A 17,584-nucleotide genomic window follows, 5' to 3' on the forward strand; every position below is an offset into this window, starting at 1 on the left:
CTCCCGGAACCGACGGGTAAAAACCCCCACTCCACCATTCATCGACAATGACACTCAAAGCAGACGTCAACGACCTGTGGCGACGCTCCGAACAGGGACTCTCGGCAGATCAGACGACCGCGGACGACGAGGCGGTCCTCGACGACTTCCTCGATGCCCTCGAGGCCGGGGACGTTCGCGCGGCCGAGAAGACCGGCACCGAGGTAACCTCCTGGGAGGCGAACGCCTGGGTGAAGCGGGGGATCCTCCTCAACTTCGGGCTCCGCGAGACCGAGGGGCGAAGCTACGGCGACGTCACCTACCACGACGTCCTCCCGCTGCGGGAGACCGCGGATCTGGGCGAGCGCGGGACCCGAAACACGCCGGACGGCACCGCGATCCGGCGGGGTGCGCATCTCGGGAGCGACTGCATCATGATGAGCCCCTCGTTCGTCAACGTCGGCGCCCACGTCGGCGACGGGACGCTCGTCGACTCCTGTGACACGGTCGGCTCCTGCGCGCAGATCGGCGAAAACGTCAAGCTCGGCGCGAACACGCTGATCGGCGGCGTGCTCGAGCCGGTCGAGGACGCACCCGTGGTCATCGAGGATGACGTCTCCCTGGGCGCGGGCTGCCGGGTCACCTCCGGGTTCCGCGTCGGCGAGCACTCGATCGTCGGCGAGAACACGCTGCTTACCCCGCGGATCCCCGTCTACGACCTCGTCGAGGAGGAGGTCATCTTCGGCCACCTCCCCGCGAACCGCCGCGCGTTCACCCGGATGGTCGAGTCCTCCGTGAGCGACCACGACCTCTTCGAGGGCGGCGCCTACAAGCCCGCCGTCGTCGCGACCGACGTCGAGGACGAGACCCTCGAGGCCACCCAGCGGGAGGAGGCACTCCGGGAATGAGCGACCCCGTTTCCGGGGACGCACCGCCGGCCGCGGGGGCGGGCGAGGCCGACGGCACGACCGACGCCGGCGACACGGGCGAGTCGAGCGCGACCGAGCCCGCCGAGCCGCGAAACCCCGCGATACGCCGACTCGCGGACTGGGACCCGGATCGTCTCGAAGCCCTCGCCGACCGGTACGGAACGCCCCTGTACGTGATCGACCGGGACCGCGTCCGGGAGAACTGCGCCCGGCTCCGGGACGCCTTCCCCGACGCCGACGTCAGGTACGCCGTGAAGGCCCACACCGGCCAGGCGGTCCTCCGAACCGTCGAGCGCGCCGGTCTCGCGGCCGAGTGCGCCTCCGCGGGCGAACTCGAGCGCGCGCTCGCGGCCGGCTTCCCCGGCGACCGGATCCACTACACTGCCGTCAACCCGCCGGCACGTGACCTCGACCGCGTCGTCGACCGCTGGCGCGAGCACCCCGGGATCACGATCACCGCCGGCGCGGTCGACACCCTCGACCGGCTGGCCGAGCGCGGCTTCGACGGCCGGGTCTGCATCCGGGTGACCCCCGGCGTCGACGCGGGTCACCACGAGAAGGTCCGCACCGGCGCGCACGCCAAGTTCGGCGTCCCGTACGACCGCGCCGCGAGCGTCGTCCGTGAGACGGCCGATCGTTTCGACGTCGTCGGGATCCACGCCCACGCCGGCTCCGGAATCGACGCCGAGGGACTCGACCGCCACCGCGAGCTCGTTTCGCGGATGGGCGCGTTGGCGCGCCGGCTCGTCGCCCCCGAATCGGGAGGCGAGGAGGACGGCGATGCGGACCCGGTCGCCCTCGAATACGTCGACGTCGGCGGCGGCTTCGGCGTCCCCTACCGCGACGAGGAACCCCCGCTCGATCTCCCAGCCGTCGCCGACGCGACGCGGAAGGCGTTCGAGACGGCGATCGACGACGTTCGAACGGATCACGAGGCGGCGGCCGAGATCGACCTCGCGGTCGAACCCGGTCGCTACGTGGTCGCCGACGCCGGCGTCCTCCTGACGCGGGTCAACACCGTCAAGCCGACCCCGGAGACCACGGTCGCCGGCGTCGACGCCGGGATGACCGACCTGCTCCGCCCCGCGATGTACGACGCGTTCCACCCGATCCGAAACTGCTCGGTCGAGACCGGCTCCGCGACGGAAACCGGCACTGCAACCGAGACCGACGACGACGGACGCGACGACCGCGAGACCGTTCCGGTCACGGTCGCCGGCCCCATTTGTGAGAGCGCGGACGTGTTCTGTGAAAACCGGCCGCTGCCGGCCCCGGAGCGCGGCGACCTCCTCGCGGTCGGGATCGCGGGCGCGTACGGCTACGAGATGGCCAGCCAGTACAACTCCCGGCCGCGACCGGCCGAAGTCGCGATCGGCGCCGAGGCGGCCGAAACCGCCGGCACCGGTGCAGACTCGAACACGGCGGGCTCCGAACCGATCCTCGTTCGCGACCGCGAGACGATCGCGGACGTGACCGCCGTCGAACGCCGGGCGGGCTACGAGGGACTCGCAGCGCTCGCGGACCCGGCGGGCCCTGCTCACGGCGCGAGCGCCACGGAGGACGACCGATGACCGACGCGGGAACGGTCCCGTTCCGGAAGTACCACGGCACCGGAAACGACTTCATCGTCGTCGACGAGGCCGACGCCGAGCGGGCCGAACTCACCGAACTCGCGGACCGCCGCACGTTCGCGATCGCTCATTGCGACCGCGAGACCGGCGCCACCTCGCCGGGGAAGGGCCGTCGCGGAGCCGACGGCGTGCTGTTCCTCGGGATCGAGGACGCGGTCGATCCGACCCGCGTCACGATGTCGCTCGTCCAGCCGGACGGCTCGACGGCCGCGATGTGTGGTAACGGGGCGCGCGTCGTCGCCGCCTGGGCACGCGACCGCACCGGCGAGACCGAGTTCGTGATCGAGACGCCCGCCGGCGACCGGCGCGCGACGATCGACGCGAACGGTCGGGACGTCACGATCGAGATGGGAATTCCGCGGTTCGACCCCGACGGCGTCCCCGTCGATCGCTCGCTCGCGGCCGATCCCGCGGTCCGGAACGGCGACGCCGACGCACCCCTGCTCGAGACCGAGATCGAGGGGCTGACCGTCTCGGCGGTGAACACCGGCGTCCCGCACGCGGTGGCGTTCCTTGAGGGCGACCGCAACGGCGACGATGCCGGCACCACCGACGACGTGAACCTCGATGACGTGGACATCGACGACGTCGACCTCGAGGCGGTCGCCGAGCCCGTACGCCACGCCGACGTCTTCCCCGAGGGCGCGAACGTGAACCTCGCCCAGCGCGTCGAGTACGTCCCCGACGACGGGTCGGCTGACGACCGCGAGTTCGACGGGCTCGTCCCCACGTACCGCCAGCGCACCTTCGAACGGGGCGTGGAGGGCGAGACTCGCTCCTGTGGCACCGGCGCAGTCGCGATCGCGGCGGTCGCGCGTCGGACCGGGCGCGTCGACGCCGAGACCGTTCGCTCACGTCCGCCGGGTGGGGAACTCGAGATCACGGTTCCCGAGGAGGGCCCCGCGACCCTCTCCGGGCCGGTCGCCGAGGAGGGCGCCGGCGAACTCCGGTCGGACCCCGACGTCGATCCGGACCGGGCCGCCAGCGCCATGCCCGCGGTCGATCCGGGCGGCGAGTCGGGCATCGACTCGGCCAGCGACCCTGATTCCGAACCCAACTCACGATGACCGAACCAACCACGCCAGCCCCCGGTACCGCCGCCGACCGGTTCGACCCGGTCGCGTTCCTCGAGGCGGCGGTCCGTCATCCCTCCCACGAAGACGTCGACGATATGCGCGCGTTCCTCGTCGAGACGCTGGCCGACTACGGCGTCGAGGCGACCGTCGACGACGCCGGCAACGTCCTCGCGAGCAAACACGGAGCCGCTCCCGACGCCGGCCCACACGTGGTCTGTAACACCCACATCGACACGGTGACGCCGCACGTCCCGTTCGAGCGCGATCGGGATGCAACGGTCGAGGGCGAATCCGGCGTCGACGTGATTCGTGGTCGCGGATCCTGTGACGCCAAGGGGCCGCTCGCGGCGCTGCTCGTCGGCTTTCTCGCGACCGACCCCGACCGCGGGCGGCTCACCCTCGCGATCACGCCCGACGAGGAGGTTCACTCCCTCGGGGCCGCCGCGCTCACCGGCGGGCTCGAGAGGGCCGCGGACGACTCCCGGGGCTCCGTGAACGAACTCGACGGCGACCTGTATCTCGTCGGCGAGCCGACCGGCCTCGACGTCTGTACGGCGGCAAAGGGCCGGTTCGAGGGAACGATCGAGCTGTCCGGCGAGACGGCTCACGCCGCCGAGGACGCGGGCGCCAACGCGGTGGCGGCGGCGGAGCAAGCGTTGGCCGCCGTCCGCGGGTTCGACGCGGACCGCGCCCCGCACGCGCAGCTCGGCCCGGCGCGGCTCACGCCGACCGTGATCGAGGGCGGCGGCGCGACCAACCAGGTCCCCGACCGGTGTGCGATCGTCGTCGACCGGCGGTCGATCCCCCCCGAAACGGCCGCGGGATTCCGCGAGTCCCTCGAGCGCGACGTCCGGACGACCGTCTCCGAGGACGTCGGCGTGGCGTTCGATCTCACCGACCGCGAGTCGCCGTTCCTCGAGGCCTTCGCGACCGATCCCGACCACGAGCTCGTCCGCCTGCTCGCCGACTCGGTCGCGGCGACGCGTCCGGAGGCCGTGGCCGACCGCGACCGTGAAGGTCGCTCCGGCCACGAGGCCCACCGCGGCGGCGCCGTCCGCCCCTTCTCGGCCGCGACCGAGGCCTCCTACTTCGCGCCAGCCCCAACCGTGGTCTTCGGGCCGGGCGACCTGGCGGACGCCGACGGCGCGGTGGCCCACGCCGACCGCGAGTACGTCCGCGTGCGTGAGGTCGAGTGGGCGGGCGATGCGGTCAAGCGAACGTTGTCGGGACTGCTCGAGGGGGGGTCGTCCGTGCCAGTATAAAAGCGGACAGGTCGATCGAACGATGCTGCCGAGGTCGGCGTCGACCGATGCCATCGAGTCGGGCCGAACGAATGAGGCCGCCGAGTGCGGCGATCGCTCCGACTCGGGTTTAAATATCTTTACGCCGCGAACTTCCGCTCGAGGAACGCGACGAGCAGGTTCGCCGCCAGCCGCGAGGTGTTCCCGGCCGGGTCGTAGTCCGGAGCGACCTCCATCAGGTCGACCGCGCCGACGGCGTCGTGGTCGCCGAGGACCTCCATCGCGGTCAGCGCCTGCGAGGCCGAGAGGCCCGCCGGCTCGGGGGTGCCCGTTCCGGGCGCCACGCTCGGGTCGACGGAGTCGATGTCGAAGGTGACGTAGACCGCGTCGGTCCCGTCGGCGGCGGCCGCGACCGCGTCGCGGATCACGGCGTCCATCCCGCGCTCCTCGACCTCGGGCATCGCGAACAGGTTGAGCCCGGTCTCCTCGGCGAACTCGAAGAATGCGGGCGACTCGTAGCCGCGAATGGCGACCTGACTCACGTTCTCGTAGCTCGTGTACTGCGAGTCCGCCATCAGGTTCGTGCTCGAGCCGTGGAACTCGCGGCCGAAGATCGGGCTCTCGGAGACGGTGTCGGTGTGGGCGTCGATCTGGACGAGGCCGACGCTGTCGTGGCCCGCGCCCTCGGCGAAGCCGCGGAAGGCGGGATAGGTGCAGTAGTGGTCCCCGCCGATCAGGACCGGAAACGCGCGCTCCGCGACGGTCGCGACGTGGGCCGTGATGCTCTCGGCGGTCGTTTCCTGATCCATCGGAAACACCGGCACGTCGCCACAGTCGGCGACCGAGAGCGCGTCGAAGTCGACGTCCTCGCCCGTCCGCATGTTCGTCAGGCCGCCCTTGTATCCGGAGAGGTAGTCCCACCAGCCGCTGGCCTCCCGAACCGCACGCGGTCCGTACCGCGTTCCCGGCCGGTTGCTGACCGCCGAGTCGTACGGCACGCCGAGGACGCCGGCGTCGTAGCCCGCGACGTCCTCCACGTTTCGGTGGTCGGCCTTCAGAAAGGTCGGAATGCCCGCATACGCGAACTCGATCGACGAGGCGGGGTGCTCGCTGCGGAAGCGGCCTGCAGGGGTCCCGGGCCCGTCGGTCATGCGGATCCCCCCGAAACGGGTCGGGTCGGACCACGCGCTGCCGGCCGGATCGGTCGGTGGTGGCGTTGCATCCCGCTCGCGTCGGGTCGGTCCGCCGTGGGATCGGCGGTCCCGTGTGCGTTTGCGCGCATTGGTGGAAGTACAATGCCACCATCCGTGTGGGTGGCGCATAAAGCTTCCTGGTGGGCCGTCCGAGACCGTCGGTGTCTTGTAGGACGTGGCCGTGGATGACGACGATGGAGCCCGACCTCGACAGGCGGACCTACGACCTGCTCTGGCTCGTGGATCGCCACGAGCCGGTCGGGAGCATCCGGCTCGTCGAACTGATGCGCCAGCACGGCTACTCGATCACCGGCCGGACGATCCGGCTCACGCTCGCCGACCTCGACGAGGCGGGGCTCACCGAGAAGGTTCCCGGAAAGGGTCGGCGACTCACTGCGGCGGGGCACGCCGAGCTCGACCGTGGGAACGTCAGCAACCGGCTCGACCGCGTTCGGTCGCGCATCGCGACACTGCGGAGCCGGGTGACCTACGACCCGCTCGAGGACGCGGGGACCCTCATCGTCTCGAGCGCGCTCGTCGATGCGGTCGATCTCGAGCCGGCGCTCGAGACGGTTCGAGCGTTGCACGCGAGCCCGTTTGGTCCCTTTCCCGCGGCGGTCGAGCCGGCCGGTCCCGACGGCTCGGACGATGACGACGCCGATCGTTACCGGATCCTTGCCCCCTCGAGTCTCACCCTCGACGGGACCCTCGTTTCACACGGGATCGAAACCGACCTGCGAACCGCTGGGGTTGCGGCCTACACGCGGTCATCGACCCGACCCGACGACGTCGATGCGGACGATGCCGAAACCGAGGCGGACAATGCTGAGGCGGACGATCCCGAGAATGACGCGGACGATGCCGAAGCGGACGATCGCCGAGGCGGAACGATCGACCGATACGTCGACGTGATCAGCGGCGAGGACGCCTCGGTGGACGTCCTCTCGCTGTTCGTGGAGGCGGACCGCAGCGACGTGGCGCCGATCCTGGAGGGAGCCGACCGGGGAGTCGTCGTGGTCGACTACCGCGAATTCCCGCTCACGCGCTTCGAGGAGGCCCGCGATCTCGCCCTCGCGACGCGTGACGCGCTCGGCGGCGTGATCGACGTCCGCCGTCCCCGCGAAGGCGGTCCCTTCCCTCTCGGACCGCCGGGCTGGGAGTTCGCGGCCGCGACCTACGGCGGAACCGGCGAGCTCGCCATCGCGGCGCTGTCCGAACGCGAACTCTCGACCGACTGGGAGACCTTGTACGGCACCGTCGACCGGGAGCGGCTCGGCCCGATCGACCAGTTCGGTCCCGACGGGGTGCTCGACGTCGGCGGTTCCGAACCGCGGTGACGTCGACCCGGAACGAAGGCTGCCGGAACACCGATCGATTCACGGTGTCGCCGTTCTCGTCGCCGTATCACCGACGTCGCCGGCGTGAACCGACGAGCGTATCGTATACCATCAACGAGCGCGTCGTACCATCAACGAGCGTGTCGTACTATCTACGAGCGCGTCGTGCCATCGACGAGCGCGTTTTGCCATCGATGAGCGTATCGTGACGAACCCGTCACGGAGCGAAACGCTTACAACGCATATGGTGGCAAGGACTTTCCATGTCATTGGTCGGCATTGACTTCGGCATCATCGTGCTCTACATGATCGGCCTGCTGGGCGTCGGCTACTGGGGATACCGGCGGTCGGACACCCTCGACGATTACCTGGTCGCCGGGCGGGACATCCCGATCTGGATGTACGTGCCGGTGATGTCCGCGGTCATCCTCGGCGGCGCGTCGACGATCGGCGGCGGCGGACTGGGGTATCAACACGGCGTCTCGGGCGCGTGGCTCGTCGTCTGGCTCGGGCTGGGGGTCGCGGCGGTCGGGTTCCTGATCTCGACCGAGCTCGCGAACCTCAAGGCGTACACGCTGGGGGAGATCCTCGAGCGGCGCTTCGACACGTACTCGGCGACCGTCGGCGCTGTCGTCGCCGGCATCTACGCGCTGACGATCGCGATCACGCAGGTGATCTCGATCGGCACGGTCCTGACGGCGCTGCTCGACTACGAGTTGAACGCGATGATCCTCGTGGCCGGGGTCATCGTCATCGGATACACCGCGCTCGGCGGGATGTTCTCGGTCACGATCACCGACTTCGTCCAGTGGATCATCATGACGGTCGGCGTCTTCCTGTTCGCGCTCCCACTCGGCCTGCTCGAGGTCGGCGGGATCTCGGGGCTGACCGCCGAGCTCGACCCCTCCTACTTCAGCCCGACCGGCATCGGGATCGAGACGGTGATCAGCTACTTCCTGCTCTACTTCCTGGGGATCATGATCGGACAGGACATCTGGCAGCGCGTCTTCACCGCCGACAGCCCCGAGACGGCCCGGATCGGGAACATCGCCACGGGCGCGTACGCGGTCGTCTACGGGATCGCGACCGCGGTGCTCGGGATGATCGCGCTGGTGCTGTTCCCCGCGCTCGAGAACCCGGACCTCGCGCTGCCGCAGCTGGTCCTCGAGACGGTTCCCACCGGCCTCTCGGGGCTCATCCTCGCCGGTTTCATCTCGGCGATGATGTCCACCGCCGACTCGGCGCTGCTGGCCTCGAGCACGCTGTTCACCAACGACGTCTACAAGCGGTTCATCGACCCCGACGCCAGCGAGCAGCGGTACACGTGGGTCTCCCGGGTCGGGATCCTCGTCCTCGGCGTCGGGATGATCGGCGTGGCGATCCTCATCGGTGACGTCGTCAACGCGCTCACGCTCGCGTACAACCTGCTGACGGGCGCGATCTTCGTGCCCCTGATGGCGGCGTTCTTCTGGCGCGGCGGGACCTGGCAGGGTGCCATCACGGCCATCCTCGGCAGCTCCGTCGTCGTCGTGGCGACGATGGCCGTCTACGGCTTCGGCTCGAACCGGCCGATCATCTACGGGCTCGTCGCCAGCCTCGTGCTCTTCGTGGGCGTCAGCCTGGTCACCGGCCCGCCGCCGCGCGAGAAGCTCGAGGCCTGGCTCGAGAGCATCTCCGACGAACCGTCGCTCGAGTAACCGCGTCTCGATAACGCCGGGAACATCCACCGGCCGTCCGCACGATCCGGACGTTTCTCACACGGGGCCCTCCAAAGGGGCGCGTATGACCGACCGATCCGACGCATATCGCGACCTCTCACAGCCCATCGAGGCCGGCATGCCGACTTTTCCCGGCGACCCGCCGGTCGAACTCGCGCCGACCGCGACGATCGACGCGGACGGGGCGGCCGTCCACGAGCTCCACTGTGGCAGCCACACCGGCACCCACATCGACGCGCCGAGCCACACCGAACCCGGCGGGCAGGACCTCGACGATCGCCCGATCGGCGAGTACGTCTTCGACGCCCGGTTCCTCGACGTCACGCCCTGTACGGATCGCGGCGAAATCGGGGTCGACGCCCTTCCGGGTCACGCCGCCCTCGACGACGCCGATATCCTCGTGGTCCGAACCGGCTGGGACGCCCACTGGAACGACGATCGCTACCGCGACCATCCCTACCTGTCGTCGTCGGCAGCGCGGCGGCTCCGGGAGGCCGGGTGCGGCGTCGCGGTCGATGCGCTCAATCCGGACCCAACGTCCTCCGAGAACGCCGATGCGGACGAGCCGGAGGGCCTACCGGTCCACCACGCGCTCCTCGGCGCCGATCTCCCGATCCTCGAGAACCTCACGAACCTGTCGGGGCTCCCCGACAGGTTCACCCTGTACGCGTTCCCGCTTCCGCTGAGAGAGTGCGACGGCGCACCCGTGCGTGCGGTCGCGTTCGTGGACCGGGCACCGTAGGCTGATCGTCGAACGTCCCGTAGGCCGATCGTCGAACGTCCCGTAGGCCGATCGTCGAACGTCCCGTAGGCCGATCGTCGAACGTCCCGTAGGCCGATCGTCGAACGTCCCGTAGGCCGATCGTCGAACGTCCCGTAGGCCGATCGTCGAACGTCCCGTAGGCCGATCGTCGAACGTCCGCGTCACGGGATCGTACGGTACCCTCGGATCTCTCCCGTAGCGACGTCATCCTGACGAACGGTAGCTATATGTGACGGATCGACGATGGCCATGTGTGTTCGAACGCGAACAACCGGTACGCGTAGTGCAATGTGGCATCGGTGCGATGGGACAGGAGATGCTCCGGATGCTGGCCGACGACCCCGGCGTGGTCGTCGTCGGAGCAGTCGACACCGACCCCGGAAAGGTCGGGCGAGACGCCGGCGACGTCGCCGGCATCGACGACGTGGGCGTCGACGTGGTCGACGATCTGACCGCGACGCTGGCGGCCACCGAACCCGACGCCGTTTGTTTGGCGACTGCGGACGCCGCGGCCGAAGCGATGCTGGACGATCTCCTGGCCTGCCTGCGCGCCGGGGCGGACGTCGTGTCCTCGAACGGCGGATTCTTCTACCCGTATCACACCCATCCGGTGCTCGCACGGAAGGTCGACCGCGTGGCGAAAAAGAACGACGCGTCGGTACTCTGTACCGGCCTCAACCCCGGGTTCGCACTCGATACCCTGGTGGTCGCGCTGACGGCCGTCTCGGAGTCCATCGACGGTATCGAGGCCAGTCGCACCGTCGACTTCTCGCCGTACGGTGCCGGCGTGCTCGAGCCGGGGGGATTCGGGTTGGAGCCCGACGAGTGGGAGCGCCGGCGCGACGCCGACGAGTTGGCGGGCCACGAGTCCTTCGCGGCGCAGATTCGGACGATCGCCGACGGCGTCGGTCTCGAACTCGACGAGGTAGTCGAACGGGAGTTCGATCCGTTCATCGCCGACGAGCGTCGTCCCGTCTCGAGCGCCTATCCCGACGTCGAGGCCGGAGCGGTGGCCGGGTTCCGACAGACGTATGCGGGCGTCGTCGACGGCGACGACGTCGTGACGCTCTCGTTGGCCGCCGTCGTCGACCCCGAGGCATCGGAGCTCGAGGGCGGCGACCGCATCGCCGTTCGGGGCGTCCCCGACACGACCGTCACGACCGAGGAGCCCTTCGAGCCGGGTCCGACGACGTGGGCGACGGTCGTCAACGCGCTACCAAGCGTTCTGAACGCCGATCCGGGCCTCAAAACGATGCTGGACCTGCCGGTGCCGTCGGCATCGCTCGGCGACGTGCGGAAGTTCGTCAGCTCCGACCGCTGACGAATCCGACCGACACGTGTGGGAATCCCCGTCGCCGACGGAGACCGGCCGTCCAGGATCCGGGACGCGTGCCGTCCACCGATCAGCTTATGGTTCTTCCTCGTAACCTCTCGGCCGATGCGCGAAATATTCACGATGTGGCGTGACACGCGGATGATCATGCTCGTCGCCGTGGTCGCGGCGGTGTACGCGGCGGTACTCATCCCGTTCCAGACCTTTCAGATCATTCCCGGCATCACCAGCATTCGGCCGGCGAACGTCTTCCCCGTCATCTTCGGGATCATGTTCGGTCCCGCGGCGGCGTGGGGGTCGGCTATCGGGAACCTGATCGGCGACATCTTCGGCGGGACCTTCGGCCCCGGCAGCGTCGGCGGGTTCGTCGGGAACTTCACGTTCGGCCTGATCGGCTACAAGCTGTGGGGCAACCTCACCCCGCTGTCCTCGCGGGTCGAGCCCGACTTCCGCGAGAACGCCGGCGTCCAGCTGGTCGAGTACGCCGTCATCGCGATCGCCGCCTCCGCGGCGTGTGCGGTCATCATCGCGTGGGTCGTCGACCTTCTGGGGCTCGTTCCCTTCGCGGTCCTCGGACCGACGATCCTGATCAACAACTCGATCGCCGCGATCGTGCTCGGTCCGCCGCTTTTGTACCTGACGTACCCGCGGCTCAAGGAGATGGGACTGCTCTATCCCGACCTGCTCCGTTCGGAGGACCTCTCCAGCGCCGGGTCGAACCTGAACCCCATCGCGGCGTGGGGACTGGTCGTCGTGCCGCTGGTCTGGCTCGGCGTCGGGTTCCTCCTCAGCACGGGCGCCGGCGCCGGCCTCACGAGCGTCACCGCGCTCGGCGCGGTCGGCATTCTGGTCCTCGCCGCCTGCGCGGTCATCGTGGGCGAGCGGCTCTCGACGATCGTCGGTCGCGTCTGATCCGGGCTTTGACGGACGTTGCCGTCGAGCCCCGCTGACCGCCGACCGTGGTCGGCGCCGGCCCGACGATCGATCCGAGTCGAAACAGCTACCCGGGCGGCCTCGTTTTGGACAGATATCCAATGACGGACGAGGAAGACGGTATCGCGGCCCGGCTCCGAAACGTGGTCTTCTCCTACGACCGGGACGAGACGCTTCCCGACCCCGAGACCCTCGACACCACCGACGTCGACCCCGACGAGCGCGAGGGGCCCGTTCTCCGGGGCGTCGATCTCGACGTCCCGGCCGGCTCCTTCACGGTCGTGATGGGCGCCTCCGGCGGCGGGAAATCCACGCTGCTCCGGACGCTCAACGCGATCATTCCGGACTTCATCACCGGCTCCTTCGCCGGGGAGGTCGACGTGCTCGAACGCGACGCCACCGCCACGCGCGTCAGCGAGATGGCGACCGACGTCGGAATGTTGCTCCAGGATTACGAGGCGCAGCTGTTCGGCACCAGCGTCGCGGCCGAGGTGGCCTTCGGTCCCGAGAACATCGCGGTCCCGCCCGCGGAGATCGACGACCGGATCGACGACACGCTCCGGCTCGCCGGCCTGGAGTCGCTCGACCGCCGGCGAGAACCCTCCGGGCTCTCGGGCGGACAGAAACAGCGGCTCGTCTTCGCGGGCGTGGCCGCGATGCACCCGCGGCTGCTGGTCCTCGACGAACCGACGAGCGACCTCGACCCCTCCGGAACCCGGGAGCTCCTCTCGGCGATCGGCTCGCTGGCCGGCGCGAACCTCGACCGGAGCCCCGGCGCGTCCGCGACGGCCGTCGCTGCGGACGCGGACTGGGACGGTCCCGAAACGATCGTGATGGTAACTCACAAGATCGAGGAGGCGCTGCTGGCCGACCACGCGGTCCTCCTGCAGGGCGGAACCGTCTATCGGGAGGGGCCGGCCCGCGAGGTGTTCACCGACGTCGAGTCGCTCCGCGAGTCCCGCGTGGCGGTCCCGCCGCTCGTGGAGGCGTTCGACCGCCTCGGCCTCCCGAACGCGGACCTGCCGCTGATCCCCCAGGAGGTTCCCGGCGCCGCCGCCGACCACGGGCTGACGTGGACGCCGCCGGCCCGGATTGACGGGAAGACGCCGACATCCGGATCGTCGGGCACGACCGACGCGCCGAGTGCTGCGAGCTCCACGGACGCTCCCGGCGCGCCCGCCGGCACGGGGACGAATCTCGGCGATCCGGTCTTCGAGCTCGAGGACGTGGTCTTCGAGTACGGAACCGACCGGGGACCGGTCCGTGCAGTCGACGGGATCTCGTTGACGGTCCGGGAGGGAGAGGTGATCGCGCTCGTGGGCCACAACGGTTCGGGGAAGACGACGCTCGCGAAACACCTCAACGGGCTCCACGAGCCCGACGCCGGCAGCGTCCGATACGACGGCCGGGAGGTCGCTGACTACTCGATGTCAGGGATCGGCCGCGACGTCGGGTACGTCTTCCAGAACCCCGACCACCAGATCTTCGCGGACACGGTGCGCGAGGAGGTCGCGTTCGGCCCGGAGAACTTCGGGCTCGAGGGCGAGGAGCTCGACCGGCGCGTGCGCGAGGCGCTCGAGACCGTCGAGCTCGACGGGCTCGAGGACGCCGACCCCTTCGCGTTCTCGAAGGGACAGCGCCAGCGGGTCGCGCTCGCGGGGATCCTCGCGACCGACCCCGAGGTGATCGTCTTCGACGAGCCGACGACCGGCCTCGACGCGACCCAGCAGGAGCAGTTCATGCAGCTCGTCGCCAAGCTCAACCGCGAGGAGGCGGTCACCGTGGTGATGGTCACCCACTCGATGGACACGGTCGCGCGGTATGCACCGCGCACTGCCGTGCTTAAAAATGGGCGGGTCGTCTTCGACGGGAGCACGCGCGAGCTGTTCGCCGACGCCGACCTGCTGGCTGACAACGACCTCCAGCCCCCCCACGTCGTCGAAGCGTCACACGAGTTGGCGGCCGCGGCCGGGATCGACGACGCGCTGCCCGCCCTGTCGATCGACGAGCTCGTGGCCGGGTTGGAAACCGACACGGCCGCTGATGCCGCCGAGGAGTCGGAGGCGGACGCGGAGGAGGAGGCGGACGCGGAGGTGGACCGATGAGCGCGACCTCGCTGTACGTCGACCGCGGGACGTGGATCCATCGGCTGGACGCGCGCAGCACCCTCGCGTTCGTGCTCGCGATCTTCGTCTCGGGATACATCTTCGACGACCCGCGGTTCGCGGCGGTCCCGCTCGTGGTCGCCTTCGTCTCCCTGATCGCCGTCGGCGGCTGGCCAAACTTCAAGCGGCTCTCGCCGATCGTCGCCGCGCTGTTCGTCGTCGGGCTCGTCGTCTGGCCGCTGTTCACCGGCCCGGGCGGCCCGACCGTGATCGACCTCGGCCCGCTCGTGCTCTCCGAGCGCGAGCTGCTGTTCGCGCTGGGTCGCTCCGAGCGCATCGCCGTTTTCATCGTCGGCGGACTGCTGTTCGTGACGACGACCTCGAACGAGGAGATCGTCAGCGGGATGCGCCAGCTCGGGATCCCGTTCGCGTTCTGTTTCGCCGTCGGAACGGCGCTCCGGCTGTTCCCCACGTTCATCGACGCCGCCGGAACGGTCAAGCAGGCCCAGGAGGCGCGCGGGCTGGACCTTTCGGACGGCAACCTGATCGAGCGGCTTCGCAGCTTCGTCCCCCTGCTCGTGCCGGTCTTCATGACCGCCTTCCGGAACGTCAACACCCAGTCGATGGCGCTCGAGGCTCGCGGCTTCGACACCCGCCGCGACCGGACCTTCTACGGCGCGAGTTCGATGGGCGGCATCGACTGGGCGGTCACGGTCGCCTCGCTCGTGGTGATCGTCGGCGTCGTCGGGCTGCGGCTCGCCGGGTACGGCACTTTATAAATCACTTAAATACATCATCCTCGGTTTCTTCGTCTCCTCCATCTTTTCCGACTTCTCCCCCACCTCCGGCTTCTCCCCCACCTCCGGCTTCCTCGTCTTCTCCCTCAGTCGACGATTTCCTGGGGAGCTCCCGTCGCCGCGAGAGATACACCGGGATCACGATCAGGCCGCCGGTCGGGATCAGGATCCCCAGCCAGTACGTCTCGGGGTTCTCCAGTCCGAGTCGACGGGCATCGAGATAGACGATCGCCGCGATCGGGATCTGCACGACCAGGAGGGCGAGGAGGACGAAGACCACGAGCTCGGGCATTCTATGTCGGACGACGGCCCCCGGCGCAAAAACGGTAGCTCCCGGATTTATAAGCAATACCGGCGAGTCGAACGCCGGTAGTTAAAAGCTACTCCCCTCGTGCCGCCAGTCGGTGGCGTACTCGCGCTGGGACTCGATCATCTCGTCGATCGTGACGTCGAGGGTCTCGAGCTTCCGTTCGGCGACCTCGCGGTCGAGGCGGTCCGGGATCGCGTAGGCGCCGGGCGTGAGATCGCGGTTCTCGACGATCAGGTCGTAGGCGGCGACGAACATCATCGAGTGGGTCGTGTCGATCACCTCGGCGGGGTGACCCTGGCTGTACGGCCCGGTGAGGTTCACGAGCCGGCCGTCCGCCAGCAGGTTGATGTCGCGACCGTCGGGCATGTGGTACCGGGTGACGCCCTCCTTCGGGGTCGAGGTGTCGCTTGCGAGCCCCGCGAGCGCGTCGACGTCGATCTCGACGTCGAAGTGGCCGGCGTTGGCGAGCTGGACGCCGTCGGCCATCGCCTCGAAGTGCTCCTTCCGGATGACGTCGCGGTTGCCGGTCGTGGTGATGAACAGGTCGCCGACGTCGGTGGCCTCGGCCATCGACATCACGCGGTGGCCGTCCATGTGCGCCTCCAGCGCCTTTCGGGGGTCGACCTCGGTGACGATCGTCTGTGCGCCCATCCCGCGGGCCTTGCGCGCGATCCCGCGGCCGCAGTAGCCGTAGCCGGCCACGACGACGTCCTTGCCCGAGAGGATCGTGTTCGAGGTGATCGCGATGTTCGTGAGCGCGGACTCGCCGGTCCCGTGGACGTTGTCGAAGAAATGTTTCATCGGCGTGTCGTTGACGGTGTAGACCGGGAACTCCAACACGCCCTCCTCCTCCATCGCCTCGACGCGGGTGATCCCGGCGGTCGTCTGCTCGCCGCCGCCGATCACGTCCGCCGCGACGTCGGGGTGGTCGGCGTGGGCCTTCGAGATGAGCTCACAGCCGTCGTCGAGGATGAAGTCGGGCTCGTTCTCGAGCAGCTCGTGCTGTTGGTCGTCGAACTCCTCGTCGGTCATTCCCTCCCAGGCGAAGGCGGTGACGCCCTCGATCGCGTCGAGCGCCTCCACGACGTCGCCGTGGGTCGACTGGGGCTCGCTCGGCGTGAAGAACACGTCCGCGCCCGCGGCGTGCAGCGTCTCGACCAGGATCCCGCTTTTCGCCTCGAGGTGCGTCGCGACGGCCACGGTGTGGCCCGCGAGGGGCTCGTCGTCGCCGTACTCGTCCTGGAACGATCGGAGGATAGGACAGTAGTCGCGCGCCCACGTCAACGGGTCCGTCTGCTGGCTCATATCCGGCCCATTCGCGCCGGCGGTCAAATAGCTGGCCACTTCGGGCGGGAGCGACCGACTCGGTTCCGGAATGATCGACTCGGTTCCGGAATGATCGGCTCAGTTCCGGAATGACCGGCTACTCCTCGGCGGCGTCGACGACCTCGTAGCTCACGTTGCCCTCGCGGAGCTCGTCCGTGTGCGCCGACAGCCGGGTCGCGGTGGCGAGCAACAGCACGTCGATCCCCTTGGTGGCGGCCTCCTGGACCGCCGCCGCGCTTCCGAACCGGACGTCCGGTTCCAGGTCCGCGTCGGTCGCGGCGACCAACGCTTCGACGCCCGCGACCGCCAGCAGGTCGTGGTCGGCGGCGAGCTCCCGGAGCCGGTCCGGATCCACGGTCCGGCTCCCGCCGTCGCGGACGTGCGGGATCGACACCGCGGTGACGGCGCCGAGGTCGTACTCGACGACGCCCTGGAAGTTGGTGATCCCGACGTCGCCGCCGGCGTCCGCGTCGGTCACGGCGACCGCGGTCGCGCCGCCGGTGTCGCCGGCCATCGCCCGGAGCACGCCGTCGCGCATCGTCAGCGAGACGGTCTCGCCCTCCGCGACGTCGGTCGTGGCGATCGCGGTCTCCACCTCGACCTGCCCGATCACGTCCTCCGAGACGTGCTGGATGAACCCCCGAAGCTCCTCGGTCTGGGAGATCAGCCAGTCGACGCCCTCCTTGGTCACCTCGTAGCGCCCCCGGCCGTGTTTCTCCACGTAGTCCTGTTCGATCAGGTCCCCGAGGTAGTCGCTGACCGCCTGGGCGGTGATGCCGATCGCGTCGGCGACCTCCCGCTGGTTGACCGCCGGCTGGCGCTCGGCGATCTCCACCAGGATCTGATACCGGGTGGCGTTGCGCTTGCTCCGGAGCACGCCGAACTCCTCGGATTCCGCCGCGTGTTCCGCCAT

The 17,584-nt window shown here is 69.4% G+C and carries 15 protein-coding genes; 11 read left to right on the forward strand and 4 right to left on the reverse strand.

Annotated features, from left to right (window positions below):
* Nucleotides 1–47: 47 nt before the first annotated feature.
* Genes CPZ00_RS11285 through CPZ00_RS11300 form a run of 4 tightly spaced genes read left to right on the forward strand, consistent with a single transcriptional unit; the run spans nt 48 to nt 4,877 of the window.
* Nucleotides 48–887, forward strand: coding sequence for a 2,3,4,5-tetrahydropyridine-2,6-dicarboxylate N-succinyltransferase (locus tag CPZ00_RS11285; RefSeq protein WP_096390967.1), 840 nt, complete (start codon nt 48–50; stop codon nt 885–887).
* The gene (gene lysA, locus CPZ00_RS11290) at nt 884–2,479 is read left to right on the forward strand and encodes a diaminopimelate decarboxylase (protein ID WP_096390968.1); all 1,596 of its coding nucleotides are present in this window, start codon (nt 884–886) and stop codon (nt 2,477–2,479) included. The genes CPZ00_RS11285 and lysA overlap by 4 nt, the downstream gene beginning before the upstream one ends.
* Entirely contained in the window at nt 2,476–3,606 is a 1,131-nt protein-coding gene (dapF, locus tag CPZ00_RS11295) for a diaminopimelate epimerase (RefSeq protein ID WP_096390969.1), read from the forward strand. Before lysA ends, dapF begins: the two co-directional genes overlap by 4 nt.
* The gene (locus tag CPZ00_RS11300) at nt 3,603–4,877 is read left to right on the forward strand and encodes a M20/M25/M40 family metallo-hydrolase (protein ID WP_096390970.1); all 1,275 of its coding nucleotides are present in this window, start codon (nt 3,603–3,605) and stop codon (nt 4,875–4,877) included. The genes dapF and CPZ00_RS11300 overlap by 4 nt, the downstream gene beginning before the upstream one ends.
* A 119-nt stretch (nt 4,878–4,996) precedes the next feature.
* Here CPZ00_RS11300 and CPZ00_RS11305 read toward each other — a convergent pair whose 3' ends face one another.
* The gene (locus tag CPZ00_RS11305) at nt 4,997–6,007 is read right to left on the reverse strand and encodes an agmatinase family protein (RefSeq protein WP_096390971.1); all 1,011 of its coding nucleotides are present in this window, start codon (nt 6,005–6,007) and stop codon (nt 4,997–4,999) included.
* A 227-nt stretch (nt 6,008–6,234) separates the two neighbouring features.
* Here CPZ00_RS11305 and CPZ00_RS15905 point away from each other — a divergent pair, with 227 nt between their 5' ends.
* The 7 genes from CPZ00_RS15905 (at nt 6,235) to CPZ00_RS11340 (ending at nt 15,017) form a co-directional block, all read left to right on the forward strand.
* Nucleotides 6,235–7,386 (forward strand): NrpR regulatory domain-containing protein, encoded by a 1,152-nt coding sequence (locus CPZ00_RS15905; RefSeq protein WP_233255083.1) that lies wholly within the window; start codon nt 6,235–6,237, stop codon nt 7,384–7,386.
* A 263-nt stretch (nt 7,387–7,649) separates the two neighbouring features.
* Nucleotides 7,650–9,083 (forward strand): sodium:solute symporter, encoded by a 1,434-nt coding sequence (locus CPZ00_RS11315; RefSeq protein ID WP_096390972.1) that lies wholly within the window; start codon nt 7,650–7,652, stop codon nt 9,081–9,083.
* Between the two features lie 85 nt (nt 9,084–9,168).
* Entirely contained in the window at nt 9,169–9,846 is a 678-nt protein-coding gene (locus CPZ00_RS11320) for a cyclase family protein (RefSeq protein ID WP_096390973.1), read from the forward strand.
* 304 nt (nt 9,847–10,150) lie between these two features.
* Entirely contained in the window at nt 10,151–11,188 is a 1,038-nt protein-coding gene (locus CPZ00_RS11325; protein WP_269845497.1) for an NAD(P)H-dependent amine dehydrogenase family protein, read from the forward strand.
* A 117-nt stretch (nt 11,189–11,305) separates the two neighbouring features.
* Nucleotides 11,306–12,112 (forward strand): QueT transporter family protein, encoded by an 807-nt coding sequence (locus tag CPZ00_RS11330; RefSeq protein ID WP_199243353.1) that lies wholly within the window; start codon nt 11,306–11,308, stop codon nt 12,110–12,112.
* A 122-nt stretch (nt 12,113–12,234) separates the two neighbouring features.
* Nucleotides 12,235–14,238 carry an ABC transporter ATP-binding protein gene (locus CPZ00_RS11335; protein ID WP_096390975.1) on the forward strand — a complete coding sequence of 668 codons (2,004 nt, stop codon included), beginning with the start codon at nt 12,235–12,237 and terminating at the stop codon, nt 14,236–14,238.
* Complete coding sequence (locus CPZ00_RS11340) at nt 14,235–15,017, forward strand: energy-coupling factor transporter transmembrane component T family protein (RefSeq protein WP_096390976.1); 783 nt, start codon at nt 14,235–14,237, stop codon at nt 15,015–15,017. The genes CPZ00_RS11335 and CPZ00_RS11340 overlap by 4 nt, the downstream gene beginning before the upstream one ends.
* A gap of 1 nt (nt 15,018) precedes the next feature.
* Here the strand turns inward: CPZ00_RS11340 and CPZ00_RS15755 are convergent, their stop codons facing one another.
* From CPZ00_RS15755 to CPZ00_RS11355, 3 genes are all read right to left on the reverse strand, one after another.
* Complete coding sequence (locus tag CPZ00_RS15755; protein ID WP_199243354.1) at nt 15,019–15,327, reverse strand: hypothetical protein; 309 nt, start codon at nt 15,325–15,327, stop codon at nt 15,019–15,021.
* An 81-nt stretch (nt 15,328–15,408) separates the two neighbouring features.
* Entirely contained in the window at nt 15,409–16,650 is a 1,242-nt protein-coding gene (locus CPZ00_RS11350) for an adenosylhomocysteinase (RefSeq protein ID WP_096390977.1), read from the reverse strand.
* Between the two features lie 118 nt (nt 16,651–16,768).
* Nucleotides 16,769–17,584, reverse strand: coding sequence for a DUF7839 domain-containing protein (locus tag CPZ00_RS11355; RefSeq protein WP_096390978.1), 816 nt, complete (start codon nt 17,582–17,584; stop codon nt 16,769–16,771).

The organism is Halopenitus persicus (genome assembly GCF_002355635.1).
GTDB classification, from domain to species: domain Archaea; phylum Halobacteriota; class Halobacteria; order Halobacteriales; family Haloferacaceae; genus Halopenitus; species Halopenitus persicus_A.

Coding starts and splice junctions, on each gene's coding strand:
- CPZ00_RS11355 (WP_096390978.1), bottom strand. CDS start 17,584: ATGGCGGAACACGCGGCGGAATCCGAGGAGTTCGGCGTGCTCCGGAGC.
- CPZ00_RS11300 (WP_096390970.1), top strand. CDS start 3,603: ATGACCGAACCAACCACGCCAGCCCCCGGTACCGCCGCCGACCGGTTC.
- CPZ00_RS11335 (WP_096390975.1), top strand. CDS start 12,235: ATGACGGACGAGGAAGACGGTATCGCGGCCCGGCTCCGAAACGTGGTC.
- CPZ00_RS11305 (WP_096390971.1), bottom strand. CDS start 6,007: ATGACCGACGGGCCCGGGACCCCTGCAGGCCGCTTCCGCAGCGAGCAC.
- CPZ00_RS11315 (WP_096390972.1), top strand. CDS start 7,650: ATGTCATTGGTCGGCATTGACTTCGGCATCATCGTGCTCTACATGATC.
- CPZ00_RS11285 (WP_096390967.1), top strand. CDS start 48: ATGACACTCAAAGCAGACGTCAACGACCTGTGGCGACGCTCCGAACAG.
- lysA (WP_096390968.1), top strand. CDS start 884: ATGAGCGACCCCGTTTCCGGGGACGCACCGCCGGCCGCGGGGGCGGGC.
- CPZ00_RS11340 (WP_096390976.1), top strand. CDS start 14,235: ATGAGCGCGACCTCGCTGTACGTCGACCGCGGGACGTGGATCCATCGG.
- CPZ00_RS15905 (WP_233255083.1), top strand. CDS start 6,235: ATGACGACGATGGAGCCCGACCTCGACAGGCGGACCTACGACCTGCTC.
- CPZ00_RS11320 (WP_096390973.1), top strand. CDS start 9,169: ATGACCGACCGATCCGACGCATATCGCGACCTCTCACAGCCCATCGAG.
- CPZ00_RS11350 (WP_096390977.1), bottom strand. CDS start 16,650: ATGAGCCAGCAGACGGACCCGTTGACGTGGGCGCGCGACTACTGTCCT.
- CPZ00_RS15755 (WP_199243354.1), bottom strand. CDS start 15,327: ATGCCCGAGCTCGTGGTCTTCGTCCTCCTCGCCCTCCTGGTCGTGCAG.
- dapF (WP_096390969.1), top strand. CDS start 2,476: ATGACCGACGCGGGAACGGTCCCGTTCCGGAAGTACCACGGCACCGGA.
- CPZ00_RS11330 (WP_199243353.1), top strand. CDS start 11,306: ATGCGCGAAATATTCACGATGTGGCGTGACACGCGGATGATCATGCTC.